21 protein-coding genes and 1 pseudogene are annotated in these 24,539 nt (G+C 45.7%); 11 read left to right on the forward strand and 11 right to left on the reverse strand.

Features of this window, described 5'->3' with window-relative positions; all coding sequences use genetic code 11:
• The first annotated feature begins 184 nt into the window (after positions 1–184).
• From lspA to QUA27_RS04175, 6 genes are all read left to right on the forward strand, one after another.
• Positions 185–706, forward strand: a complete 522-nt coding sequence (gene lspA / locus QUA27_RS04150; RefSeq protein WP_333066531.1) for a signal peptidase II — start codon at positions 185–187, stop codon at positions 704–706.
• 352 nt (positions 707–1,058) lie between these two features.
• Positions 1,059–2,699, forward strand: a complete 1,641-nt coding sequence (locus QUA27_RS04155) for a B12-binding domain-containing radical SAM protein (RefSeq protein WP_333066533.1) — start codon at positions 1,059–1,061, stop codon at positions 2,697–2,699.
• 411 nt (positions 2,700–3,110) lie between these two features.
• Complete coding sequence (locus QUA27_RS04160) at positions 3,111–3,452, forward strand: type II toxin-antitoxin system RelE/ParE family toxin (protein WP_333066534.1); 342 nt, start codon at positions 3,111–3,113, stop codon at positions 3,450–3,452.
• Positions 3,445–3,795 (forward strand): helix-turn-helix domain-containing transcriptional regulator, encoded by a 351-nt coding sequence (locus QUA27_RS04165; RefSeq protein WP_333066535.1) that lies wholly within the window; start codon positions 3,445–3,447, stop codon positions 3,793–3,795. The genes QUA27_RS04160 and QUA27_RS04165 overlap by 8 nt, the downstream gene beginning before the upstream one ends.
• A 13-nt stretch (positions 3,796–3,808) precedes the next feature.
• A complete protein-coding gene (locus tag QUA27_RS04170; RefSeq protein ID WP_333066537.1) occupies positions 3,809–4,270 on the forward strand; it encodes an SRPBCC family protein in 462 nt (153 codons plus the stop codon).
• On the forward strand, positions 4,254–4,442 hold the full coding sequence (locus tag QUA27_RS04175; RefSeq protein WP_006635525.1) for a CPXCG motif-containing cysteine-rich protein: 189 nt from the start codon (positions 4,254–4,256) through the stop codon (positions 4,440–4,442). Before QUA27_RS04170 ends, QUA27_RS04175 begins: the two co-directional genes overlap by 17 nt.
• 7 nt (positions 4,443–4,449) lie before the next feature.
• Here QUA27_RS04175 and QUA27_RS04180 read toward each other — a convergent pair whose 3' ends face one another.
• The 3 genes from QUA27_RS04180 to QUA27_RS04190 form a co-directional block, all read right to left on the reverse strand.
• Positions 4,450–5,199, reverse strand: coding sequence for a gamma-glutamyl-gamma-aminobutyrate hydrolase family protein (locus tag QUA27_RS04180; RefSeq protein ID WP_333066538.1), 750 nt, complete (start codon positions 5,197–5,199; stop codon positions 4,450–4,452).
• Positions 5,200–5,396: 197 nt separating this feature from the next.
• Complete coding sequence (locus QUA27_RS04185) at positions 5,397–6,059, reverse strand: DUF2834 domain-containing protein (RefSeq protein ID WP_333066539.1); 663 nt, start codon at positions 6,057–6,059, stop codon at positions 5,397–5,399.
• A gap of 126 nt (positions 6,060–6,185) precedes the next feature.
• A complete protein-coding gene (locus QUA27_RS04190) occupies positions 6,186–7,379 on the reverse strand; it encodes a slr1591 family oxidoreductase (protein ID WP_445251471.1) in 1,194 nt (397 codons plus the stop codon).
• Positions 7,380–7,662: 283 nt separating this feature from the next.
• On the opposite strand from QUA27_RS04190, the gene QUA27_RS04195 reads away from it, so the two are divergent.
• Positions 7,663–9,054, forward strand: a complete 1,392-nt coding sequence (locus QUA27_RS04195; protein ID WP_333066540.1) for a glycoside hydrolase family 10-like protein — start codon at positions 7,663–7,665, stop codon at positions 9,052–9,054.
• A gap of 67 nt (positions 9,055–9,121) precedes the next feature.
• Positions 9,122–10,102 carry an aldo/keto reductase gene (locus QUA27_RS04200; protein ID WP_333066542.1) on the forward strand — a complete coding sequence of 327 codons (981 nt, stop codon included), beginning with the start codon at positions 9,122–9,124 and terminating at the stop codon, positions 10,100–10,102.
• Between the two features lie 43 nt (positions 10,103–10,145).
• Here QUA27_RS04200 and QUA27_RS04205 read toward each other — a convergent pair whose 3' ends face one another.
• From QUA27_RS04205 to QUA27_RS04220, 4 genes are all read right to left on the reverse strand, one after another.
• Complete coding sequence (locus QUA27_RS04205; protein WP_333066543.1) at positions 10,146–11,357, reverse strand: M20 family metallopeptidase; 1,212 nt, start codon at positions 11,355–11,357, stop codon at positions 10,146–10,148.
• Positions 11,358–11,612: 255 nt separating this feature from the next.
• Positions 11,613–12,320 (reverse strand): dethiobiotin synthase, encoded by a 708-nt coding sequence (bioD, locus tag QUA27_RS04210; protein WP_333066544.1) that lies wholly within the window; start codon positions 12,318–12,320, stop codon positions 11,613–11,615.
• 60 nt (positions 12,321–12,380) lie between these two features.
• Positions 12,381–14,072 carry a protein kinase domain-containing protein gene (locus tag QUA27_RS04215; protein WP_333066546.1) on the reverse strand — a complete coding sequence of 564 codons (1,692 nt, stop codon included), beginning with the start codon at positions 14,070–14,072 and terminating at the stop codon, positions 12,381–12,383.
• 375 nt (positions 14,073–14,447) lie between these two features.
• The gene (locus QUA27_RS04220) at positions 14,448–14,906 is read right to left on the reverse strand and encodes a GatB/YqeY domain-containing protein (protein ID WP_333036877.1); all 459 of its coding nucleotides are present in this window, start codon (positions 14,904–14,906) and stop codon (positions 14,448–14,450) included.
• Between the two features lie 609 nt (positions 14,907–15,515).
• On the opposite strand from QUA27_RS04220, the gene QUA27_RS04225 reads away from it, so the two are divergent.
• From QUA27_RS04225 to QUA27_RS04235, 3 genes are all read left to right on the forward strand, one after another.
• Positions 15,516–16,508: a ribose-phosphate pyrophosphokinase gene (locus QUA27_RS04225; RefSeq protein WP_006635514.1), complete on the forward strand. Its 993-nt coding sequence runs from the start codon at positions 15,516–15,518 to the stop codon at positions 16,506–16,508.
• Between the two features lie 433 nt (positions 16,509–16,941).
• Positions 16,942–17,655 carry a DUF3747 domain-containing protein gene (locus QUA27_RS04230; RefSeq protein WP_333066549.1) on the forward strand — a complete coding sequence of 238 codons (714 nt, stop codon included), beginning with the start codon at positions 16,942–16,944 and terminating at the stop codon, positions 17,653–17,655.
• Positions 17,656–18,006: 351 nt separating this feature from the next.
• A complete protein-coding gene (locus QUA27_RS04235) occupies positions 18,007–18,270 on the forward strand; it encodes a hypothetical protein (RefSeq protein WP_333066551.1) in 264 nt (87 codons plus the stop codon).
• A 70-nt stretch (positions 18,271–18,340) separates the two neighbouring features.
• On the opposite strand, the gene QUA27_RS04240 is transcribed toward QUA27_RS04235, so the two are convergent.
• The 4 genes and pseudogenes from QUA27_RS04240 to QUA27_RS04255 form a co-directional block, all read right to left on the reverse strand.
• On the reverse strand, positions 18,341–18,676 hold the full coding sequence (locus QUA27_RS04240; RefSeq protein WP_333066553.1) for a XisI protein: 336 nt from the start codon (positions 18,674–18,676) through the stop codon (positions 18,341–18,343).
• Positions 18,664–19,079: pseudogene (locus tag QUA27_RS04245) on the reverse strand (XisH family protein). The gene QUA27_RS04240 and the pseudogene QUA27_RS04245 overlap by 13 nt, the downstream one beginning before the upstream one ends.
• A 174-nt stretch (positions 19,080–19,253) precedes the next feature.
• Positions 19,254–20,156, reverse strand: coding sequence for a hypothetical protein (locus tag QUA27_RS04250; RefSeq protein WP_333066554.1), 903 nt, complete (start codon positions 20,154–20,156; stop codon positions 19,254–19,256).
• Positions 20,134–24,438, reverse strand: coding sequence for an AAA domain-containing protein (locus tag QUA27_RS04255; RefSeq protein WP_333066555.1), 4,305 nt, complete (start codon positions 24,436–24,438; stop codon positions 20,134–20,136). Before QUA27_RS04255 ends, QUA27_RS04250 begins: the two co-directional genes overlap by 23 nt.
• Between the last annotated feature and the right edge of the window lie 101 nt (positions 24,439–24,539).

Raw genomic sequence — 24,539 nt, forward strand, 5'->3', positions numbered from 1 at the left:
AAGAAGGAAGAAGGAAGAAGTAACTGGAAATTGTGCAAAATAAGGTTATACTATCATTGCCCAACGGGAGAGTCATCTCGCTGCGGCTGGGATTGCTTTGCTGCACTGCATTCTGCTGACAAAAAACAGCGAAATTTGAGTAAATTATCCCCTGCCCGATGCCCCCTATTCAATTGCCTAATTCATGCGTTTTAAAAGAAATCCCTTGTTCTGGATTGCTGCTGTTATCAGTTTAGTTTTAGACCACCTGACTAAATTTTGGGTGGTACAAAATTTTGACTTGACGATTCCTCCGCAGACGCAGCCGCTGTTACCCGGAGTGTTTCACTTCACTTATGTTGTTAATACCGGTGCGGCTTTTAGTCTGTTCAGCAATGGCGGGGTGAATTGGTTGCGGTGGCTGTCTTTGGGCGTTAGTGTCGGATTGATTGTGCTGGCTTGGTTCGGGCCGCGAATTAACCGCTGGGAACAAGCTGGCTACGGTTTGATATTGGGGGGAGCACTGGGGAACGGCATCGATAGATTTGTTTCGGGTCATGTGGTAGATTTTATCGATTTTCGGATAATTCGGTTCCCGGTATTTAATCTTGCGGATGTGTTTATTAATGCTGGGATTATCTGTTTGTTGATTGCAACTTTTCACAGTGCACCGCCTACTCCGACTACTCCGAGAACTCAGGACGATCGCGATTCTATTTCAGAGTAGCTTTTAAGAAGTCAATCAATTTTAGATCTTAGATTTTAGATTTTAGATTAACCCACGCACCGGTTGTACCGTTCTCAGGTTTATCGGGTGCCGAGCTTTTTTTTGCTTATCCACTAATGAAGCCAGGGGCCTCGCCACCAATTGCTTTCGGTCATTTGTCCGTTGTCTGTTGTCAGAAGGTATAGGTATCAACTTAAAGTTAGAGTGATTTATGAGCTATAATTATATTCTTTATTGCTAAGGCTAAACTCGCTCCCCCTTCAAAACACTTTGGTTGAAAATCCCGAATTTATCCGTCGGATAAATTCCAAAATCTAAAATCTAAAATCTAAAATCTAAAATCTAAAATCGGATGACTCCTAATCCATTTGCTCAAGAACGCTTACTATTTGCTCCAGCAACGCCCGATGCTGATGCTATCCCGACTATTTTTGCTTTTCCCAACGAGTACACGGTGGGTATTACCAGTCTCGGCTATCAGATAGTGTGGGCAACTTTGGCTGTGCGATCGGATATTGAAGTGGGTCGTTTATTTACTGATATTCGCGAACCACTTCCCCGACATCCAGAGTTACTGGGATTTTCGCTTTCTTGGGAACTAGACTATGTAAATATTCTCAATTTATTGGAATCTCTAGAAATTCCGATTTGGGCGTCAAAACGAACTGATAATCATCCGATAGTATTCGGCGGCGGCCCGGTTTTTACGGCTAATCCCGAACCTTTTGCCGATTTTTTTGATGTGATTTTGCTGGGAGATGGCGAACATCTCATTGACAATTTTATTGATGCTTGTAAAGAAGTCCGTACCGCCGACAGACAAACTAAATTGCGGCATTTAGCCCAAGTTCCGGGAGTTTACGTCCCCAGTTTGTACGAAGTAACTTATCTGGATGCGGCTGAGGGGATTAAAGCGATTCAGCCTGTCGATTCTGGAATTCCCAGTATGGTTGAAAAACAGACTTATCGCGGCAATACTTTATCTGCTTCCACTGTGGTGACAGAAAAAGCTGCTTGGGAAAATATTTACATGGTGGAAGTGGTTCGGAGTTGTCCAGAAATGTGCCGTTTTTGTTTGGCAAGTTATCTGACTTTGCCGTTTAGAACTGCGAGTTTGGAGGGTTCGCTAATTCCGGCGATCGATCGCGGTTTAGCTGTGACTAATCGTTTGGGTTTGTTGGGTGCTTCGGTCACTCAGCACCCGGAATTTGAAGCGTTGCTGGATCATTTGAATCATCCGAAATACGACGGCGTGCGGCTAAGTCTTTCTTCGGTACGGACGAATACGGTGACAGTTAAATTGGCAGAAATATTAACAAACAGAGACAGCAAATCTGTGACAATTGCGGTGGAAAGCGGGAGCGATCGCCTCCGCAAAATCGTTAACAAAAAACTCACAAATGACGAAATTATCCAAGCTGCTATCAATGCTAAGGCTGGCGGCTTAAAGGGAATTAAACTTTACGGGATGGCGGGAATTCCCGGTGAAGAAATGGAGGATTTAGAGGAGACGGTGGAGATGATGCGGGTGATTAGAAAAGCCGCTCCAGGTTTGCGGTTGACTCTGGGATGCAGCACTTTTGTCCCGAAATCTCACACTCCTTTTCAGTGGTTTGGAGTGAATAAAGATGCGGAGAAGAGGCTGAAGTTTTTAGATAAAGAATTGCGTAAGTTAGGTTTAGAATTTAGACCTGAAAGCTATAACTGGTCGGTGATTCAGGGTTTGTTGTCAAAGGGCGATCGGCGGTTGTCTCGGCTGTTGGAATTAGTGCGGCATTACGGCGATACTTTGGGCAGTTATCGGCGGGCATTTAAGGAGTTGCGGGGACAGTTGCCTGAGATGGATTTTTATGTTTTTCAAGAGTGGGAATTGGATCAGGTTTTGCCTTGGAGTCATTTAAAAGGGCCGCTACCGGAGGCGACTTTGAAGAAGCATTTGGCTGAGGCGATGACTCATACAAAAGGATGTGAAAATTCACTAATTCCGGTTTAGTAAAAAGGAGAACTGGAAAAATAACGACTGGTTTGAAAACTCCTAGTAGCTACTATATTGAGAGCATCACAACTTTTCCACCGTGTCCAATTACTTGCGAAGCTGAGTTAATCGCTACCAAAAATCGGATTGATTCTATTGTGAGTCGGAGCAATCTCACGCAGGACACTCGGCATTACTTAAACGTGTTGGGTACTATTGTTTATGATTACGAATAAAAACATGAGCCACTGCCAGTCTTGAAAGGTATCGCACTACTGAAAGCATTGATGGTTGAGGACAATATTCAAGAAAAAGATTTGGTTGATATTTTTGAATCCGAGTCTTCGGTATCTGAGGTGATGATGTGGCATTTTTTGAGTATAATTAATTGCCAGGATACTGGGATGAGTGACGCACTATAATATAATTATGTCCGAAGTCCAACCGAGAGAAATTCAGCGTTATACTACGCCAGACAACAGAGTGCCTTTCGAGGAATGGTTTAATGTTCTCCGAGATGGCAAAGCTAAAGCTAGAATTAGGTTGAGATTAGACAGAGTTAAACTCGGCAATCTGGGAGATTATCGATTTGTTGGAGAAGGAGTCTATGAATTAAAAATAGATTACGGTCCTGGATACCGAATCTATTTCGGACAAGTCGGCACAACTATTATCCTGCTTTTAATAGGCGGGGATAAAAGCACTCAAGGCCGAGACATACAGCAAGCTATCAAATACTGGACTGATTACAGGAGTGAAGATAATGCCTAAAAGTTTACCTTACCATCCATTTCTAATAGAATCTCTCAAAAAGCCAATAGATTCTGCTATGTATGTAGAGGCTTTTTTTGAAGAAGAAAACCCGGAGGCAGAACTGCTAAAAATGGTACTTAGCAATGTAGCAGAAGCTCTTGGCAAACAGCAGATGTCTCCTGAACAATATGAAGTGCAATTAAAAAAACTGGATGAATTGCTGTCGCAGCAAGGAAGTGATGCGATTTACAATCTGGGAACTTGGCTGAATGCTTTGGGATTGAAACTAACAGTTGCTGTTTGTACTGATACAGAGGATAATACTGCCAATGCTGAAATTACCGCACAATTAAGTGTTTAGCAAAATTCAAAAAATGCCTAACTTTCGATATTCGTCGCTGATTAATGCTACCGTTGAAGCAGTCTGGAACTTTCACGAAAGGCCCGACATTCTGCAACTTTTGACTCCGCCTTGGCAACCGGTGAAAATCATTCGCCGCGAAGGGGGACTCGATGTGGGTGCTGTATCAGAATTTCGCCTGTTATTGGGGCTGATTCCTGTAAAATGGGTGGCTACTCACACTGAGTGCGAACAATATCGCTTGTTTGTTGATGAACAAACTGAGGGGCCGATGGCACGTTGGACTCATCGACACGAGTTTACCTCAGAAAATGGTAATACTAGATTGACAGATGCGATCGCATTTTCGATACCGGGCGGCCCGATTGTCGATTTGTTGTTAGGTTGGTGGGTGGAAATGCGGTTAACAGATATGTTTCGCTACCGCCACGAAGTCACAAAAAGAGAGTGCGAGAAAAATGCAAACAACGGCTGAATATTACTGTGCTTTCTGCGGCGAACCGAGTACAACTTTTGTTGATATCAGCGGTGGTATGGAACAATCTTATATCGAAGATTGTCAGGTTTGCTGTCGCCCGAATGTTCTGTATGTCAGAATAGATGAAGATACCCTGGATATTGAAATAGATACTGACTATCAAGAATAAGTGACTATCAAAATGTATGAATTGCCTTTGATTCTGACTTGGTAGAATTCATAAATCTTGAAGCGGCTGCTTCTACGAAAGCCTTAAAAATTCGAGAGTTGAACGAACAGTTGGGCGACATTTCCGGGTGCCATTGAATCGCTACCATCCAAGGGTGATAGCAGTGTTCCATTGCTTCTACCAAAGTGTCAGGTGCATTGGCTACTATTTGCCAATCGGATGTTACCTTCCGCACTGCTTGATGATGCCAGGAAACAACTGTTGTTGAAGTTTTTCCCATAATTTTTGCTAGCCGACTGTTTGGCTCAATTTCAATGGTATGCTCGATCGCACGTGGCGGAATTCCCGATCCATGATTAACCTCATCTCCGTAAGCATCCGGTACGTGAATCACCAAACTGCCGCCGCTGGCTACGTTCAACATTTGCATTCCCCGGCAAATCCCCAACACAGGTATGTCAGCCTTCAAAGCTAGCTTTGCTAAGCTTAATTCAAAATTGTCGCGTTCTGCATTAACCGAGTAAACTGTGCGATCGACATAACCGCCATAAAGTTCTGGGTTGATATCTCCGCCCCCGGAAAAAATCAAACCATCTACTGCATCCAAAATACTAGCCGGATCTAATTGATTGGGCGGCAGTAAAATCGGAATGCCACCAGCCGCCTGAACTGCATCAATATAAGTTCCATTTAAACGATATTCGCCTGCTGGACAGCGGTTGTATGTTGTGATGCCAACGATAGGAAATTTTTTCATTTGCTAGCGATTTGGAGATAATTAATTAGATTAATACACAAATTTGGGACTACTTGTAATCAGTTTTTCATGGGCATTGCTTAGAGCCACGCCCCACAATAAAACTTACTTATTGTGAAACAGGCATCTTGCCTGTTTCTTGTCTGATTACTTGTGATTGATTCCTAGATTAAACTGAGCATTCGCTGCACGGCTGTCTAATTTGTAACAGTTTTAGTATTAGTTTCCGGCAGCGGTTTGCGCGTACACAGATAAGCCAGCGGCCCGAACAGTGGCACTAATGTTACAGCCCAAAATGCTGTATAATTCTGCATTCCTCGGCGCGCCATATCGTCTGCCAACAAAGCCGGAAATAGTAGGCAAAGCAGACAAAAATCTAAACTCATTACGTGGATAAAACGGCTGGTTTGCCACTGCCCAATAAAATCCGACCAATCGCCTTTTGTCAAGCCAAAGGCAACTAAACCAACAGCAGCTAATGTTAAGAAAATTCCAGTAAAACGGGAGTCTAATATCTTTAAAAAGATATTTTTAGGAGCAGAAAATTCTGGATTAGGTTCGCGCAGGGCTAAATAAGGCAGCAAGGCAAAGGCGCCGACACCAAAGGATAAAGTGGCAAATAGCCATGCAGGTATTTTCTGACCTCTGCCGTCAGCAAATAAGACGCAACTGTAGATGAGCGGCCAGACTCCCATGATGTAGAATAACGCTACAATTAAAGGGTTGATGTCTGCTATTTTGCCTGTGGAAAGATTGGTAATTAGTATGATGGTTTTTTCTGGGCTGTCGGGTGGTGCAAATACAAAGGCGTAGGTGAGAAATGCAATCCAAATCAGCCAAAATCCTATTTTTCTGAACATAGTGAGTTTTTCTTAATTCTGATATTACTATAACAATAGTAAAGGGTTTTTGAATAAGATTTTTTTTATTTACCGCAGAGGACGCAGAGTACGCAGAGGAAGAGAGGAGAATATATGAATGTATTGCTATTTGGTATTGCTCGTTTTGGGTAGATTGCTAAATTTTTGCATAAATTGGCGATCGATCCAATCTTTCCAGTACCACAGCAGCGCCGATTCCCACATGAAAGATCCGCGAGATGCGATCGCCCTTTTATTCCCCGTACCAATTAACCCTAAGTATTGTTCCTGCGGTGCAAAGGGTTTCAGCGGTTTTTTCAATAAAAACTGCTGCAAATTTTCAAACAGCGGTTTGCCCTGACGCACGGCAAACACTCCAGCTTTTGGACGGGGATAATTAACCATCGCAGCGATATCTCCAGCCGCAAATACGTTGGGGTGAGAGAGTGATTGCAGGCAATCGTTGACTTGCATAAAGCCGTTTGAGTCTACTGCTAAACCGGATTCTCCGATCCAATTGGCTGCCGATGCTTGTGTTACCCAAAAAATGCGATCGCACTCTAATTCTAAACCTGATTTACAGGAAATTTGGTAATCGGTAGGGAATTGAAGAGTGGTTTCCCTCTCAAGCTTTTTTACAGCACAGACTTTTTCCTTTAAATGCAATTGAATGCCGCGACTGATGAGAATTTCTTGAAGGCGTCGGCGCACCCGCTGATTGTGTCCCTCCATCAATTCAGCACCGCTGTGAAACAAATGAATTTGTGATGATAAGTTTTCTAAATTTTCTTCCCTCTTCCTTCTTGCTTCTTCCTTCTTCCCTCTTCCTTCTTGCTTCTTCCTTCTTCCCTCTTCCTTCCCCAATCGAGATTGCATATTTAATGCTAATTCTACGCCGCCGGCACCGCCCCCTACAATCGCTATCTGCAGCGGTTTTGGGGGATGGTTGTGGCTTTCGGAAATTAACTGATTCCAGCTAGCTAAAAACTCCGGTACGGGTTTAGCTGGAATTGCATATTCTGCGGCACCCGGTACAGATAAAGTCGCAGGAGTGCTGCCGATATCCACAGAAAGCAAATCAAAATTAACCGGAGGGCGAGTTTGACAAATAACTAAATTTTTGTTAAGGTCGATCGCGATCGCCCGATCGACCAATATTTGACACCCGGCAAATTCAGCGAGCGATCGCAAATCGATGTGACATTGATCGTAATCGTAAAACCCGGCAACGTGCCCCGGCAGCATCCCCGAATAAGGCGCGTGCAGGACATCGCTAATCAGAGTCAAACGCACTCCAGACAGCGGTTTGATGCCGAACATTTTTAATACAATAGCATGACTGTGACCGCCACCAATTAACACTAAATCTTTCACAATTACAGATGTTCGATCGAAATATTCCAGCACCGATATTGTACAGCACTCGCATTCCTTGGGCCACACTGTCCGGTAAAGAGAGCTTGCAGTGCGTAATGAATAATTTCCCAGCACTTTGACATAATGCTCTCATCTACTCTCTGTCTCATAGATTATACTTCGCTCAGTTGCGATCGCATAACATCAATCCACCTATTGCACTTAACCGATTTCACATTCAGCGCCAATGGCTGTAGACTGTAGAGCGAGCAAATTTTATCACCAAATTATGCCGGGGTGTGTTTCGATAGCTAACTCACCATTCAAAACTATGACATTACGCATCATTCCGCGCAGTTGGCAGCGATCGATTAAAACTCTTTTCCCGCTTCTGTTTGCCCTCTCATTCATTATAGTATTGCTGGCGAACAACTTGATTCCGGCGATCGCCCAGCAACCCCGCCAGGAAATTCGCGGCGTTTGGATGACGACAAACGACAAAGACATCCTCAGAGATCGTCGCAAACTAGGAGATGCTGTCAGCCAATTAAAGCGGTTAAATTTCAACACTATTTATCCTGTAGCCTGGAATTCTGGCTATGCAATGTATCCCAGCTATGTAGCGCAGCAAAGAGACATTCAACCCTTTGTTTACAGAGGGTTAGATGGACAAGATATGCTCGCCGATTTAATCGATCAAGCTCACCGCCAAGGCCTGCTAGTAATTCCTTGGTTTGAGTTTGGTTTCATGGCTCCCCCCACATCAGAATTAGCCTTAAATCATCCCGATTGGCTGACACAAAAACAGGACGGCAGCCAAACATCAAACGACGCCGGTGGCGAAGTAGTTTGGCTCAATCCCTTTCATCCAGAAGTCCAGCAATTCATTACCGAACTCGTACTAGAAATCACCACTCAATATAACGCAGACGGCATACAATTTGACGATCACATGAGTTTGCCGGCCGAATTTGGCTACGATGACTACACAGTTGCTTTGTATACCAAAGAAACAAAAAAAGCTCCGCCAAAAGATTTTCAAAATCCAGCATGGGTGCAGTGGCGAGCAAATAAAATTACCGCTTTTATGTCACAGCTAAATCAAGCCGTCAAAGCAGTCAAACCCCATGCAATTTTCTCGATTTCTCCCAATTATTACGATTTTGCTTACAAACATCACCTACAAGATTGGCTGGCTTGGGTGCGTTTGGATATTGCCGACGAGCTAATCGTGCAAGTCTACCGTCCCAATCTAGAATCATTTGTGGACAAGATTAACCGTCCAGAAATGCAAGAAGCACAGCAAAAAATTCCCACCGGAGTTGGGATTATGACAGGTTTGAGGAATAACCCAGTACCGATTCACCAAATTAAATCTCAGGTGCAAGCAGTCCAAGGATACGGCTTAGGTGTCGCTTTCTTCTACTACGAAAGCTTGTGGGAATATGCACCAGAACCCCTCGCCCATCGACTTTCTCAATTTAGTGCTTTCTTCCCGTCTTCTGCATTCCGAACAGCGCTACAAATACCCAGACGCGCGGCGACTTTCCCTCCGCCTGCGCCACCCAAACCAGACCTGAAAGCTAAGCCAGAGCAACCTATTAAAAACACCGCACCTTCGCCCTCGCCAACCACGTAACATAATTAAAAAGTAGGGTGCGCAATGCGCACCTTACCGCGATATCAATCATTAATCATCAATAAAAATGCAAACTAACCAAAAACTTTTACTTCCAAAAATGGGCTGTGGCACTTGGGCCTGGGGCAACAGATTTCTCTGGGGCTACAATGAAAGTATGGACGAGGAATTGCAAGCCGTTTTCAATCTTTGTGTTAGTAACGGCGTCACTTTATTCGATACCGGCGACTCTTACGGAACAGGGAAATTAAACGGACGCAGCGAACAGCTTTTGGGGCAGTTTTCTCAACAATATCAAGGTAAAAATAAAGACAGTATTTGTATTGCGACAAAACTGGCTGCTTATCCTTGGAGACTGACGCGACAATCAATGATATCGGCTTCCAAAGCCTCTGCTGGGCGCCTCGGAAAAAATGTAGATTTGGTACAAATGCACTGGTCTACAGCCAATTACGCTCCTTGGCAAGAGGGGGCTCTTTTAGACGGTTTGGCTGACCTTTACGAGCAAGGATTGGTTAAGGGAGTGGGCTTGTCTAATTACGGCCCGAAACGGCTGAAATGGGTGCATCGGAAATTTAGCGATCGCCAAATTCCTATTGTTACTTTACAAGTGCAATATTCACTACTTTCTACCTATCCGGTGACAGAACTCGGATTGAAAGATGTTTGCGATGAATTGGGGATAAAATTGATTGCTTACAGTCCTCTAGCCTTGGGTTTGCTGACAGGTAAATACTCGGAAAATGGCTCTCTTCCTAAAGGTATCCGAGGTTTGGCGTGCAAGCAGTTGCTTCCGGGAATGCGATCGCTTTTGGAGTGTTTGCGAGAAATAGCCGCATTCAGAAACAAGACTGTTTCGCAGGTAGCCATCAACTGGTGCATCTGCAAAGAAACTATTCCGATTCCTGGGGCTAAATCTGCGGCACAGGCGAGGGAAAATATCGGTGCTTTGGGGTGGGAGTTAGACTCGGGCGAGATTGCCGAATTGGATAAAGCGGCGGCGAGTGTAGATAAGAAAATGGTGCAGAATATCTTTCAAACTCGATAATTAGATAGCGGTAAGGTGCGCACTGCGCACCCTACATATAAAGCTAACCGCAAAAATTTTCCACACACCGCACAAACATTTCTACACCCATCCCTAGCGCAGTTTCATCAAAATCAAAACGCGGGTGATGGTGCGGGTAAGCCAAGTTTTTCTCTGGATTTGCTGAGCCCAAAAAGAAATAACAACCGGGAACTTCTTGCAAAAAGAACGACATATCCTCGCCGCCCATTGTTTGACATTCTGGCACGATTCCCGCAGGAGTTTCTACAACCGATTCTGCCACGTCGCGCACCAATTCAGCTATTCTCGAATCATTAATAACTGGCGGATAAAGCGAACAATAATCTAATTGGTAATTTGCCCCGTGACTGTGACAAATTCCGGCAATTAGTTGCTCGATTCGCTTGGCAAAATAACCTTGATATGCTGGGTTGAAATAGCGCACCGTGCCACCGATTTGAGCGGTGTCGGCAATGACGTTGTGGGTGTGGCCTGCGTGGAATTTGCCTACAGTTACTACCGCTGAGTCGATCGGGTCAATGTTCCGCGCGACGATTGCCTGCAAAGCGCTGACAATTTGGGCTGTAACTACGATCGCATCCACAGTCTGATGTGGCATTGCGCCGTGTCCGCCTTTGCCAAAAATCGTGCAGTCAAAAACTTCGACAGCCGCCATCAAAGCGCCGCTGCGGACGCCTACAGTGCCCAAAGGTAGATTGTTCCACAAATGCAAGCCGACGATCGCATCAACATCAGGATTCTTCAAAACTCCCGCTTCAATCATCGGTTTTGCGCCCCCTGGCCCTTCTTCGGCGGGCTGAAAGATAAATTTTACTTTACCCGAAAAGCTGTGTTTGTGTTTTGCGAGATAACAGACAGTACCGAGGGCGATCGCAGTGTGGCCGTCGTGGCCGCAAGCGTGCATAATTCCATCATGCTGCGATCGATAATCCACCTCATTTTCCTCTTGAATAGGCAAAGCATCCATATCCGCGCGAATTGCCAAAACCCGCCCCGGTTTGCCGCTGTCTATAGTGGCGACAATACCAGTTTTAGCAATATTAGTTTCATGATCTATTCCCCATTCCTGCAACTTTTGCGAGACAAACTGCGCCGTTAAATTTTCATCAAAACTCAACTCCGGCTTTTGGTGCAAAAGGCGACGCCATTCGACTAGCTGAGGCTGCAAATTTCTAATCTCCAGCCGCAATTGAGATAAATCGACAGACGTTAAATTCGGTAAAGTAGAAACCATGTTTTATTCTCCTTTTTTTGATTAGGTTTTAGATTTAATCACTTAATAAATGGTAATCACTAATTATAGCAGCCCAGAATAAGTTGTTAAACTCTCTCTTCTCTTTCTCTGCGCTCTCTGCGCTCTCTGCGGTTAAAATAAAATCTTCTTCAATCCTATCCCAGTTGTGCAGGAGATTTTTTTTTAATGAACCGCAGAGGGCGCAGAGTACGCAGAGGAAGAGCAGAATGAGAAAGAGAGGTGTTTAGAATAGGGTTATTTAGAAGTTTGAGCAACTAAATTAACCCCTGGCAGTAACCGCTCTAAATCTAAATCTGAAGCAATTTTAGCTAATTTAGCAAGGTCAGTCGGGTCATCTAAATGCGGCAAAATACCCAACACAGGTATTTGAGTCAGCGACTGGATCAAATCAACGGGCGCTAGATCGGCAATTTCTTGTTCCGAATAAGCTTTAACGCAATTGAGCACAATTCCTCTCAGCTTAAAACCAGTGTGTCTGGCGAGAGCAACATTCGCTACAGCTTGCCCGATCGCCCCCAACCTCACAGGTACTACCAAAACCCCCCTCAGCCGCCAATCCCTGGCAATATCGGCCACCGTCAGTTCCCACGTTACAGGCGAGCCCAGCCCTCCCAAAGCTTCCACCAACACAAAATCCTTGCGCTCCGAGAGGCTTTGCCACGCCGTCCAAACCTTTTCGAGTTCGATACGTCTCCCCTCCCGTTCGGCGGCGATCGGCGGTGCTAGAGGCGCATCAAAGTGCAGCGGATTGAGTTCTTCGGGGGATTGGTCGAGGGTAAATAAACGAGTGTATAGTTCGCGATCGCCCGTTCCCGTTTGCAACAGCTTCATAATTCCCAAACTGCGATCGGGAAAATACATTTGCCAATAAGCAGCCAGAGCGCTGGTCAAAACAGTTTTGCCCGCGTCGGTATCAGTTCCAGCAATTAGCAGCGAGTTCATTGGCAAAAAGCTAACAAATAATTGGCCTCAACCTCAGTCTAGGGGAATTTTGCCAGAAGTTTAGAGTTCTGGCGACGGTGCGGGTGTTGGTGCTGGTTCCGGTGACGGCGTGGGTTCCGGTGACGGCGAGGGTGCAGGAGTTGGGGCCGGTTCCGGTGACGGTGCGGGTGTTGGGGCCGGTTCCGGTGACGGTGCGGGTGTTGGCGCGGGTGTTGGTGCTGGTGCGGGTGTTGGCGCGGGTGTTGGTGCTGGTGTTGGCGACGGCGCGGGCGTTGGTTTGGGTGCGGGAGTTGGTGCGGGCGTCGGTTTGGGCGTCGGTTTGGGCGCTGGAGTCGGCGCGGGCGTCGGTTTTGGTGTCGGAGTTGGCGCTGGGCTTGGTTCTGGGCTGGCTTCTGGGCTGGCTTCTGGGCTCGGTTCCGGCAAAGGTTCGGGGCTCGGTTCCGGCAAAGGTTCGGGGCTCGGTTCCGGCAAAGGTTCGGGGCTCGGTTCCGGTAAAGGTTCGGGGCTCGGTTCCGGCAAAGGTTGCGGGCTTGGGGTTGGCAAAGGTTGCGGGCTTGGGGTTGGCAAAGGTAGTGGGTTTGGTATCGGAGTTAGTGTCGGCGTCGGACTTGTAAGTGCTGGCGCTGTCGGAGTGGGCTTGGGGCGCGAATTGTTGAGAAATGAGCCGACTAAAGCCCAGGAACCGAAGCCCGTCAAGATTACTAAGCCCGCCAGCAGACCGATCGCAGCGATGGGATTGTCCCAAAAAGTCTCGCCAGCAGGCTCACTTAACGGGTCTGGCTGGTTTGGCGGGGGGGAACTCTGGGCGGCGGGCTCTGGCGGCCTGCCCACGGCCACCGTTGCTATTAGCGAAGGGTTTGTCGGCACCACTGCTGGCGGCGCGGGCGGTACAGTTGGCTGGCTAGGCTTAGGATTAGTTTGGGCGTCGAGTGCTTGGGCAACTTCGCTGACAGATTGATATCTATCGCCTGGAGATCGGCTCAACATCCGATTCAGCACCAAAGCCAAACCCGTGCTCACCTGCACTCGCTGCTGCCAATTCCACTGCAGCGTTGTTTGATCGAGCAATTCCTGCGGTTCTTTGCCTGTCAGCAGGACGATCGCCGTTACAGCTAAAGCGTAGAGGTCGCTGCTGGCTGTTGCTCGCCCGCTGTGCAACTGTTCCATCGGCGCGTAGCCTATTTTACCGACAGTTGTTGCGTGGGCTGTTCCTTCGGGAGACTGGACTTTGGTGGCGAGTTCCTTCACCACTCCAAAGTCAATCAGCACCGGCAACTTGTCGTTTTCACGGAGGATGATATTTTCTGGGGAGATGTCGCGGTGGATGATGCCGCGGGCGTGGATGTGAGCGAGTACCGGCAGCATTTGCCGGATAAATACCAAGACTTCGGCTTCCGTGAAGGCGCGACCATTTGAAGTTCGATCGAGCAACAGTTCGCGGTAAGTCATCCCTTCCACGTAATCCTGCACTAAAAACAAACGCTGGTTCTCTTCAAATATTGCCCGAAACTGGGGAATTTGCGGGTGCCCAATTTGGTAAAGTATTGCCGCCTCTCTTTGAAACAATTCCTTCGATTTTTCCAAAACGTAAGGCCCGCTTTGCACAGGGATCAATTCCTTCAGGGCGCAGCGTTCTTGAAACCGTCCCAAATCTTCTACTAAATAAGTCCGGCCAAATCCTCCTTGACCTAAAATATTCACCAAGCGGTAGCGGTTTTGTAGGAGAGTTCCAATAGCAATAGGTGGCTGCATAAGTTTAAGTAGAAACTGTTAAAAAATAGACGATCGCTCACAGACTTAGTAATGCTAGGTCTTTAATGCTCTTGAGCATACTTCACTATCTGTAGTCCCCAGTCCCGACCAAAGTTAGTATTTTACATTTTTTTGACATTCTTGGACGCAAGGATGCTCAGAAACCGGGTTTTTTCACGAAAATACACAGGTTGCAACCCGCAAATCCGATCGAAAACCCGGTTTCTGCGTCAATATCTCAAGGGAGAAATGCACGATTTTTCGTAGAAACCGGGTTTTTTGGCTTTAGCCCTAATAAATTGTCGCCCCTCGGTCTAGGCTATACATCTCTATAAAGCTGGAGATTATTTATGGGAGATGTCTGCTGACTACTGACTACTGACTAAGCTTTGCTTTCACCATGTCTTGAATTCTGTTACCGTCTGCTTTGCCTTTAAGCTGCTGCATTGCCTTGCCCATCACCTTGCCCATATCTTTTGCAGAAGTAGCGCCAACCGAAGCAATCACTTCGTCAACGACTTGACTCACCTCTTCGTCTGACATCTGCGGCGGCAAATACTCTTCAACAATTGCCAACTCCGCCTCCTCTTGTGCCACTAAATCTTCGCGGCCACCTTTGCGGTATTGTTCGATCGAATCCCGGCGCTGTTTGGCTATTTGCATCAAAATTTCCATTTCTTGAGCTTCTGTCAGCGTCTCTTGGCCGGAGGGACGAAGGCTGACTTCTTTTTCGAGAATAAATTTCTTGATGCCGCGAACTGTTTCCAAGCGAACTTTGTCCTTGGACTTCATGGCTGCTTTGATTTCTGCGTCAATGCGTTCTCTTAAGCTCATCGATTTCTACCTTGCTTTGCCCAATATCAAAAATCTGGAGTATGCTTCCGATTCTTAACTTTTTTTACAGTATTTTTCAAGTTTATTGCCTGTTGGCGGCATTTTTATCGCATTGAACCCGGATGCCTTCGGCCTTCGGCTGAATTTTGGGCGGCTAGACTTCCAGCCTCGGCGCCAAATTGACTCACGCCAGAACTTTTAGACGCCGGGACACAAGTGCGATCGTACTTCTGCCAGTACAGAGTTCGCTAGAACCCACATTCCACACCTTGGGGGTGTCACACAGCATAATTACGCAGAATGCTCTATCTTTACAGTAATAAATTATGCCTTTAAAAAGTAACTTATCCGTTAATGTACGGTATTCTAGTCTAACTTATAGTTTTATTGGTGGATAAAAATAAGTAAAAACCGATTGTGACCGTTGAGGGTGCCGAAAGAGGGCTAGAAACCGGGTTTCTCGGACATATTTCTGCAAGTCCTATTCAATTCGTCTAACTTCACACTTGTGGTCGCCCCGAAAGTTAAATCTATTAAAAAATTGACTGAATATTTCTAGTTTCAGATGGTAAGATAGCGATGGAATAAACGTCCTGCAAGAGGCCTGCTGTGATCCGTTCTGCTACTTTACCGCTTCCGCTTCCCGAGCCGCCGGTTTCCGCTCATGACCGTCTGCGGCTGTTCTCCGGTTCTGCTAATGTTCCCCTCGCCCAAGAGGTGGCTCGCTATCTGGGGATCGATTTGGGGCCGATGGTTCGCAAGCGGTTTGCTGATGGGGAACTCTACGTTCAAATTCAAGAATCAATTCGGGGTTGCGATGTTTACTTGATTCAGCCAACTTGCTGTCCGGTAAACGATCGCCTCATGGAATTGTTAATTATGATCGATGCTTGTCGCCGCGCTTCGGCCAGACAAATTACTGCTGTCATCCCCTATTACGGATATGCTAGGGCTGACCGCAAAACGGCCGGAAGAGAGTCGATTACTGCAAAATTAGTGGCTAATTTGATTACGGAAGCTGGGGCCGGTCGCATTTTGGCGATGGATTTGCACTCGGCTCAGATTCAAGGTTATTTTGACATTCCTTTCGATCACGTTTACGGTTCGCCGGTGCTATTGGATTATCTGGCGAGCAAGCAATTGACGGATATTGTTGTGGTTTCGCCGGATGTTGGCGGAGTCGCTAGGGCGAGAGCTTTTGCCAAAAAGCTTGGCGATGCTCCCCTGGCAATAATTGACAAGCGCCGCCAAGCTCACAACGTGGCAGAAGTGATGAATCTTATCGGTGATGTCAGGGGCAAAACTGCTGTGTTGGTAGACGACATGATCGATACTGCCGGCACGATTTCTGAGGGCGCGAGATTGTTGCGCCGCGAGGGTGCGAGGCAGGTTTATGCTTGTGCTACTCATGCGGTGTTTTCGCCTCCGGCGATCGAGCGTTTGTCTAGCGGGGTTTTGGAAGAGGTAATTGTTACGAATACAATTCCTGTGCCGGAAGAGAACCGTTTTAAGCAGTTGACGGTGCTTTCGGTAGCCAATTTGCTCGGAGAAACTATTTGGCGGATTCACGAAGATAGTTCTGTTAGCAGTATGTTCCGCTAGACAGGAAAGGCGCTTTTTGAATGTTTGTTTTACGGTGCGTTAACAAGAGTGTAACGCACCGTTTTTTTGTGAACAGTGCAATCGTTTCCCGCAAGTAATAAGCCCAGGCGCATCTACATTTTACTGTCAAGTCCCATCAAATTATTGTGGAGTGGGCGTCCCCCCCGCCCAGAAAATACAATTTAGATGCCCGCCAACTTATCAAGTTCCTCGGTAAAATAGCGGTTATAACTTTGTAGTGAGGACTTTAGTCCTCATAAAAATTCGCTCCGACTTTAGTTCTCACTACGATGCAAGGTGACGATCGGCGATCCAGCCCACTTGGTACCACCGGAACAAGAGATGCTAAAATTCTATCTTGTTGTTGGAAGAGGGCGAATTTTTTATATTCTAGATAAGTCTCATCACAATAAGGAGCCAATAGGGAAAAATCATGAAACATTCACTTGTACGAACAGTGGCCGCACTGGCAGGTTCAGCAATTTTAACACTTGGCGCGATCGGTTCGGCTAAAGCATTTACTTTTGACGAAACCGAAATTAACCAAGACCGAGTAATTGTGATCGCCCAACCCCGCCCTTACGGCGGCTACCAATTGCTAATTGTAGAACAAGTATCTGACAAGCGAAAATGCTGGAGCGAAAGTGGCTCTAATCCCGTGAAAGTCGATCCATTATTAGTTAGTTTTGATTTCACCGGTATTTGTGGCCGCGCCACTGACAGCAACGGCTTTTCAATTCGCATGGCAGGCACCGATTTAGCATTAAAATACACCCTAACTTTGGAAACTGTTGATGGCAATGTTCTACTAATTGGAACTCCGGTAGATTACCAAGGTAAATCGGTGATTATCGGGCGCACAAACGGCGATGTAAACGACTTCATGAAAATCAGTCTCGATCCTGCTTGGCGCTTGAGTAAAAGAGCTTACCAAGGCCGCACATTAGGTCACTTTTATTTCACTACCAATCAACCCGCGCCGGAAGAAATTGGCAATACCGGAGGCAATACCGAAGCAACACCGCAGCCAATACCGCAGCCAATACCAATACCAATACCGCAGCCAGTACCGCAGCCATCACCGCAGCCCATACCGCAGGAAATACCAATACCGCAGCCCATACCGCAGGAAATACCAATACCGTAGGCCATACTCGCTTTTCTACAATTCGGAGATAGCTACCGATGATATCTACACTTCCGAAATTAAAGAAGCTGTGGGCTTTGGGTTTGTAGCCAGGTTTTCTCAACATAATACCTTTCGACCGCAACTTGCTGTTACCAGAGAGCAATTGGTATCTTTAGTATTGGAATCCTGGAAAGGAATACAAGATGCTATATCACATTTCCTAGCAATGTTTCTATCCGTCCCTATAGCGATGTTGATATGGTCCGCTGGAGTGCCTGAAAAGTTCTATTTGCGCGGTAAAACAAGATAGTTAGCGGTTATCAAGGTGGAACTTTTAAACCTACGCAGTCCGTCACTCGCGCTGAATTGATGGCGGTGCTCCGTCCAGCGGCGGAATTTGGTTTCTCTGCCCGGGGAATGAACCGGGATTTATTTGCTAAAGAACCGTCTAAAACTTTTTCAGATAATCAGAATTATTGGGCTGCTTCTATTTTTATTCAAAGGTCTTCTTATTGTTATGTTGCTGCCGCTATTAACGAAATTGGCGATCGGTTTGCTTTGGATGATTCTGCACAGCGGAATTACGCGGCGGCGGCTACTTTGCGAATGCTGAAATGCGTTAAGGCTCAGTAGTAAAAAGTAGATACCCGACAACTTTTGCGAAGTCTGGTATCGGAGTATTCTGTTTCTTTTACTTAACTTTTTACGCGACGCCGTAGTCAGTATACGGCCGTTTGTATGGCGGTTGCAATCCCAAAATAATATCCTCTCTCGGTACTCCCATTGCAACTAATTCCTCCGCAGGATTTTCCTCGGTCAAATTTTGTTGAAGCCAGATTTTTCCATCTTTGATGTCAATGTGAATAATGGTTTGATAAATCCGGGTTAAATGTTCCCAGCCGACATTCATCCACTGATAATGATCTCGCTCTGTGTCTAAAATTAGTTGCACTTCGACTTCATCATCGGAAACATCATCTTCGGCATAACGGCTCATTAATGTCTGAACGTACTGACGATATTGAGCTAGTTTGTCCATTGTACAATTACCTCATTTGTTGCATCGTATACGATTAGCAATACCTGATACTGTTGTACCGCAGCTTGAGTAAACTCAGACTGAAAAAATGTTCTATACACGTCAATTGGTACTGCCAAGTATAATTTCCGATTAGGTTCAACAGATGCCAGCCCTAGCCGATAACTGAGAAATTGTCCCAATGCAGCATAAAAGTCTGTAATTACAGAAGGATTGAGGAAGCTTTTGATTTCGACTGCAATTTTCTCCCCCCTCGCTCCGCTGCCACTAACCTTTCTGCTCCCAAATCAACCCGAAATTTAACATTGCCAAATTTAAACCTTAGTGGATCTGCAGTAATCACCCACTGTTCTTTTTGAAGGGCTCGCTTTACGGATTCGTGGAAAGTATCTTTGGCAGACACAGACAAATTCTCAGTGTGATTGAAAACAATTATTAATTATACCGAATTAGCGGAAGATTGTCAATCGGTACAATACTAATTTTATAAATGATTTTAATTTTTCATTTAATAAGGACTAACGGACTAAAGTCCTTACTACAAACCAGTTTATAGTGGGGAATACAAGTCCTTATATTAGTTGTTTCCTGACTCTGTTTCCTTGCGTTTCTTCTTAGATGCTGGTTTCCGATGTTTCGTAACCGCGATTGTCTCTGATTCTTGCGGTGCGATGTCGGGGGTTAATTTGCACAAGTCATTTAAGAAAAGTTTTTGCTGAGATTCAAGTTCGTTTAGCAAGTTTGAGGCTGTTTCTAATATTTGCTTTCCCTGTCTGACTTGAATAGTAGTTTTATTTTGGATCGCATCTAGCAACACAAAAATCGAAACTGTTTGCCAAATATCTAAATCGTCGCCGACGACATCGCAAGCAGAGACTATTTTGCCGTTTTCGGGGACGTGAATTCCTAAGCCGGAAACTTGAATCAACGGCTGGATTTCTGCTAGACTTAAATTCGCAAGGTCTGTAATTTTATGTTCTAGCGAGACTAAATCTGCTAAATCTGGCAAGTTGACCGATTCTGCGGCTAAAGGATCAAATTTAAAGGTAAGAGTTTGATTCAGCGGATCGGAAATGGCATAAATTGATTGAATTTGCGATCGACTAACTGCACCTTTCTCGAAAAAATCTCTACCTTGCGGGGCGATCGCAATTTTTCCATTTTCAGCCACCTCCAAGCTTTCCAAACTAACCAGAGTCGCCGCCGTAGTCTTCACAAAAATCTCGTCCAACCCCAGCAAATCCGCCAATTCCTTCAAAGTAGGCGCAGGTTCAAACTCAACGCCCGCCCGCAAAATGAACTCTTCCAACACGTTAAACTCGCGCGGTTCGCTAATCGCCACCTCCAGCGGAGTTTGCCGGATTGCAAAGCGGAATTGACGCGCCGCCAACACTGACAAACCCGGATTTTGTTGCTCAATTTGTTCGGCTAGCGAACTTAAATTCGAGTCTATTAGTTTAGTTGAGGACGCTAGAAACATCTACAAAACCTCCGCAGTGACGCACCGTTTTTGAAACTTCCTGATACATTTTTCCCACTGTACCCGTTTGTTGAGTAAATAAATCGTGGCACCCAACAACTACCAGCAATTCTTGAGCACGGGAAAATGCCACATTCACCCGTTCCGGTTCCTTAGCAAATCCAATATCGCCCCTAACATTATTGCACACGGTGCTGACAATAATTACAGGTCTTTCCATGCCTTGAAATATGTCAACTGTACCAGTGCGGATGCTCAAAGCAGGGAATCTTTCGCCTTCGATTCTGTCTTTAATTGCATTTAATTGAGCAGCATAAAAAGTGATAATTCCGATTTCTTTCGGTGGTTCACCCTCGGCAAATTTGGGCTGCCAAGCTGTCTCCATTTGTTCGCACAAACGCTCGATCGCATCAATCTCCTTGACATTCAACCGCGAAGTACCCTGTTTTTCCTCTTCAAATCCTTGTCCGATGGGCGTTTTCACCCACAGAATGTGATTATTTTCTTGAATGATTCTACCTGCGAGGTTGTGGGCGCGTTTGGTGTCAGCTTCCTGAATGCCACAGTTGAGTTTTTGCTGGTAAAACTGATTGATTGCACCCATAATTTGCGGGTGCATTCGGTATTGAGTTGTCAGCATTTTTTTGATGCTGTCGCTGGCATTTTCAAACAATACTTTAAATAAAGATTCTTTGATAAAACTTAATTCGTCTCCGGTACAGCCAATGTCTTCGGCAATATCGTCGATCGTACTTTGATTAAACATCGGCGGCAATTGCCTGTGATCGCCCACTAATACTAACTTTCTGCCTTTCAAAGCGGGAATTAATAACTCGGGGGGAGTGCATTTGCTAACTTCGTCAATGATGACTGCATCAAAGCTGGGAAAGTTTTTAGTAAAATCGAAGCTAGCAGCCTGCACGCAAGTAATGCCGATAACGTTGGCATTGTCAATATAAATTTGCTTTAAATCGTTGCGGTCTTTTTCTGATGGATTGCGAAGTTTTTGAATCCAATCTGTCACAAACTTTTGAGAACGATTTAGGGCTGTTTCTTCTTGTTCTAATTTCCGCTCCCAAGTTTTGAATAAACGCTTAATTTTGTTTAAAAAAGCTACGGTGAATAATCCTGTATTCGGAACTTCTGGCTGATATTGAGTCGGGATAGTTTGCCATGCTGACTCCCACCACTTTCTCTCAACAAGTAATGCTGCTGTCGGTTGCTGCTGTTGCAGTTGAGCGGTAATTTCGCTCAAGTCTGTTTGAAGTTCTGCGAGTTGTTGTTGCAAAGTTGCCGCCGCAGTTTGCAGCGGAGATAAATGCTCGTCAAGAGTGTTTTTGATGGTTTCCAAAACCCCAAAAGGGTCGAGGTCAGCAATGGATTTTTCAAGCTGAATCGTGCTTGCTTTCCAAGCATCAACTTGCTTGACAAACTGCTGCGGTTGTTCCCAAACATTCGATTTTTGGGCGAGATATTGTTCGGCTAAAATCCGCAACTTTTCAGGGGCGTTTGGCTGTTGGACAATTGCTTGCAACAAATTAGTAACTTCGCTAATTTTTAAGTTTGCCTCTTGCTGCGCTGTTTCTACCTGAAGTTTAGGGGCGGAGATTTGCTGCTGGTTCAAAGTTTGACCGATTTTATCTAATAACTGTTGCTGTTTGATAAGCTGCTGTTCGGTTTCGGTTTTCAGGGGAACCACGCACTGACGCGCATTTGCGAGGATACTGTGCAGCAATTCTTTGACTAGGCGATCGAAGGTAGCCTGGACATGATTTAGGTGCAATGATTCACTGTAAAATTGTTGAATGCTACCTAAGAAAGTGCGAGCTTTTTCGATGATAAATTTGCGCTGACTTTGGCTGACTTGGGAATAGCTGGCGAAGTCTTTGGCTAGTTGTTGCCACTGTGTACGATCGCCCGCAGAGAGCACGATCGGCGTTTGACTCAAATTTAGGTGCAAAAACTCGCTAAACCGGAACTGTTGCCCTTGTATGTCCTTAAAACCTGCGCTTTCTTCGTGGGATATCGCCTTTTGCAACCGATCCAAATCGGGCAAATTGATTTTGCATTTGGGCGGCACGATCGGCAATTTGAGCGATCGGGCAATTTTCAGCAATCCTGCGGGCAATCCTACCATATCATCCGTGAGCATTGCACCCGTTTCCCAGCAAGATTTCACCACTTCATAGAGTCCCGTATCCGCTGTCTCTATCCACTGTGCAACGGCGACGACAACGGCTGCAATTTCCGCTTTTCGCAGTTCCAAATTCTTGATTTTCTGTTCGAGATTGTGGCGGTGTGTCTGATTTTGCCGATCGCCCAATTCGAGTTGATTCACAGCCTCAGACATCTGCCGCGACACCCGCAACGACTCCGCAACCGCCGACATAGCGTGACAAATATCATCAGCGCGATCGAATGCCGTCTTAAATTCCGGTATTTGCGCTGCTACAGTTTCCTGCAGCCAAACCGCAATCCCAAACGCGCCGCAAGCAGGGCGATCGAAGCCGATTTGAGTAGCATAGCTGGCGGCCATGCGAACATTTGCCATAAAGTTTTCTACTAAAACATTACCTTCTGAATAAGGTTTTAGTCTGGGCATCAACTCGGCAACTTCTGGAGATTCCCAGTTGACATTTGGCGCATCCAGCAAATTCCCTAGCCCGCTAACTAGAGATTCAATATCGCTTTTTTCGGTTAAAATCCGTTCATAATCTGCTGCTTGCTGCCTGCACTTTTCCTCAAGATTGGCTTTACTGTCGTGCAGGTGTTTGAGTTCATTAAAAAAATCTCTCTCTGCGGCACAGTAGGCGGTAAATCGCTCTGATTCTGCCACCAACTGCCGCAAAGATTTGACATTAGTCAGGCGCTGCGAGAGCTTTTCTTCGCAGTCAGTCGCCGTATTTTGCAGCCAAGTGCCGATCGCATTTTCCTCTAAAAACGGCTGCCCTTCTTCCTGCACCTTATGAGCTTTTCCCTTCCGCAAAGCCCGAATCGCCGGATTGTGCACTAACCGACTCAAAGCATTGTCTACAGCCAAATTTGCTTGCGAAGCAATGAGCGTTTTGCCACCCTGACGGGCAATTTGATAGCAAATCTCCGCAATCACAGTCGTTTTTCCAGTTCCCGGGGGGCCTTGAATCAAAATTAAATCCCGCGCCGAAAGCACCGTTTCTACGGCCGCAAGTTGATCCTCATTAGCATTGCGATTTAATAAGTTTTCCCGCTCCAATTTTATCAGTTTTTCGGGCATTCTAGCCTGAGAAGAGTCGAATAAAAACTCACTCAAATAAGGATTTTGAGCGCGACCATCTGTCAGCATTTTTAAAGCTTTCTTCTTGCGTTCGATCTGACTGATATCGCCCGCAGCCTCAAAATACAAGAATCCTTGTTTGGGCAGTTGATATCTGCCGCCCGCCATGCGATATCCTAAATCAACATCTAATTTAATGCGTAATTTACCATGTTCAAAGTCAATTTCAGCGATGCTACCCAATGTCTCTCCATCGCGGCTGCTTCTGCTTCCGGGCGGCGAATCAAATAGGATAATTTCTTCATTTCTGGCTTTTTTTAGCCTGTTGCGAAAGTCGCCCAATTCTAAGGGATTTTCCTCGTAACCGTCAAGAGTTGCGGAATTACGATCAATTTCAAAAGTGACGATTTTGAAGCCGGAACCGTAATTGTGTCCTCGGAAAGGCACGCAAAATTGACGCGCTTCCGCGATGCGTTTTTCCACATTTAAAAAAGTGTGCCAAACTTTTAGCTGTTCGGTAGTTGGTATGTGTCTGTCGTCCCAAAATGGCATTTGTTGGACGCGGGCGATCGACTTTACAGGAATTGGCGATCTACTGTTAGCCAAAAGTCGCAACTGCACCGGCAAAGCATACCCATCTTTCCTTCCTCTGGGAACCGCAACCAAACCAGCATCCAGCAGTTTTAAACCGCCGATTCCGTCTTCACAGCGTACAGTTGCTAACAACCGCAAAGTGCGATCGGCTTTTTGCAACAATTGAGGTAATTCAAAATCATCTCCATCCGTAGCAAGCAACAATTCCCAGATTTCTTCTTCCGAAAATCTCTCATTTACCTTTTGGCGACGCACGTAGAAAAGATTGTGGGATTTGCCAGCTATCTCCGACATCAGAATTTCCGCACGTTCTTTGCATTCCCAATCGCAATATTTCCCTAAAGCCGCTTCTCCTTCTATATCCCGAATAAACTTATTAATTGTGCGATCGCCACTAAATTTATATCCCCAATCTTCTGTTACTAAAGATGGCATATTTTGATTTTAGATTTTAGATTTTAGATTTTAGATTGGATTTAAGATTAGCACATCGGAACTTGTGCCGACAGAACCGCGACATCCCAAAAAAAATTAAG

Source organism: Microcoleus harperi Pol14_C6 (genome assembly GCF_036701295.1).
In the GTDB taxonomy this organism is placed as follows: domain Bacteria; phylum Cyanobacteriota; class Cyanobacteriia; order Cyanobacteriales; family Microcoleaceae; genus Microcoleus.

What these genes read in the sequence shown, in the direction of transcription:
- lspA (WP_333066531.1), top strand. Translation starts at nt 185, where the DNA reads ATGCGTTTTAAAAGAAATCCCTTGTTCTGGATTGCTGCTGTTATCAGT.
- QUA27_RS04155 (WP_333066533.1), top strand. Translation starts at nt 1,059, where the DNA reads ATGACTCCTAATCCATTTGCTCAAGAACGCTTACTATTTGCTCCAGCA.
- QUA27_RS04160 (WP_333066534.1), top strand. Translation starts at nt 3,111, where the DNA reads ATGTCCGAAGTCCAACCGAGAGAAATTCAGCGTTATACTACGCCAGAC.
- QUA27_RS04165 (WP_333066535.1), top strand. Translation starts at nt 3,445, where the DNA reads ATGCCTAAAAGTTTACCTTACCATCCATTTCTAATAGAATCTCTCAAA.
- QUA27_RS04170 (WP_333066537.1), top strand. Translation starts at nt 3,809, where the DNA reads ATGCCTAACTTTCGATATTCGTCGCTGATTAATGCTACCGTTGAAGCA.
- QUA27_RS04175 (WP_006635525.1), top strand. Translation starts at nt 4,254, where the DNA reads ATGCAAACAACGGCTGAATATTACTGTGCTTTCTGCGGCGAACCGAGT.
- QUA27_RS04180 (WP_333066538.1), bottom strand. Translation starts at nt 5,199, where the DNA reads ATGAAAAAATTTCCTATCGTTGGCATCACAACATACAACCGCTGTCCA.
- QUA27_RS04185 (WP_333066539.1), bottom strand. Translation starts at nt 6,059, where the DNA reads ATGTTCAGAAAAATAGGATTTTGGCTGATTTGGATTGCATTTCTCACC.
- QUA27_RS04190 (WP_445251471.1), bottom strand. Translation starts at nt 7,379, where the DNA reads ATGTTCGGCATCAAACCGCTGTCTGGAGTGCGTTTGACTCTGATTAGC.
- QUA27_RS04195 (WP_333066540.1), top strand. Translation starts at nt 7,663, where the DNA reads ATGGCTGTAGACTGTAGAGCGAGCAAATTTTATCACCAAATTATGCCG.
- QUA27_RS04200 (WP_333066542.1), top strand. Translation starts at nt 9,122, where the DNA reads ATGCAAACTAACCAAAAACTTTTACTTCCAAAAATGGGCTGTGGCACT.
- QUA27_RS04205 (WP_333066543.1), bottom strand. Translation starts at nt 11,357, where the DNA reads ATGGTTTCTACTTTACCGAATTTAACGTCTGTCGATTTATCTCAATTG.
- bioD (WP_333066544.1), bottom strand. Translation starts at nt 12,320, where the DNA reads ATGAACTCGCTGCTAATTGCTGGAACTGATACCGACGCGGGCAAAACT.
- QUA27_RS04215 (WP_333066546.1), bottom strand. Translation starts at nt 14,072, where the DNA reads ATGCAGCCACCTATTGCTATTGGAACTCTCCTACAAAACCGCTACCGC.
- QUA27_RS04220 (WP_333036877.1), bottom strand. Translation starts at nt 14,906, where the DNA reads ATGAGCTTAAGAGAACGCATTGACGCAGAAATCAAAGCAGCCATGAAG.
- QUA27_RS04230 (WP_333066549.1), top strand. Translation starts at nt 16,942, where the DNA reads ATGAAACATTCACTTGTACGAACAGTGGCCGCACTGGCAGGTTCAGCA.
- QUA27_RS04235 (WP_333066551.1), top strand. Translation starts at nt 18,007, where the DNA reads ATGGCGGTGCTCCGTCCAGCGGCGGAATTTGGTTTCTCTGCCCGGGGA.
- QUA27_RS04240 (WP_333066553.1), bottom strand. Translation starts at nt 18,676, where the DNA reads ATGGACAAACTAGCTCAATATCGTCAGTACGTTCAGACATTAATGAGC.
- QUA27_RS04250 (WP_333066554.1), bottom strand. Translation starts at nt 20,156, where the DNA reads ATGTTTCTAGCGTCCTCAACTAAACTAATAGACTCGAATTTAAGTTCG.
- QUA27_RS04255 (WP_333066555.1), bottom strand. Translation starts at nt 24,438, where the DNA reads ATGCCATCTTTAGTAACAGAAGATTGGGGATATAAATTTAGTGGCGAT.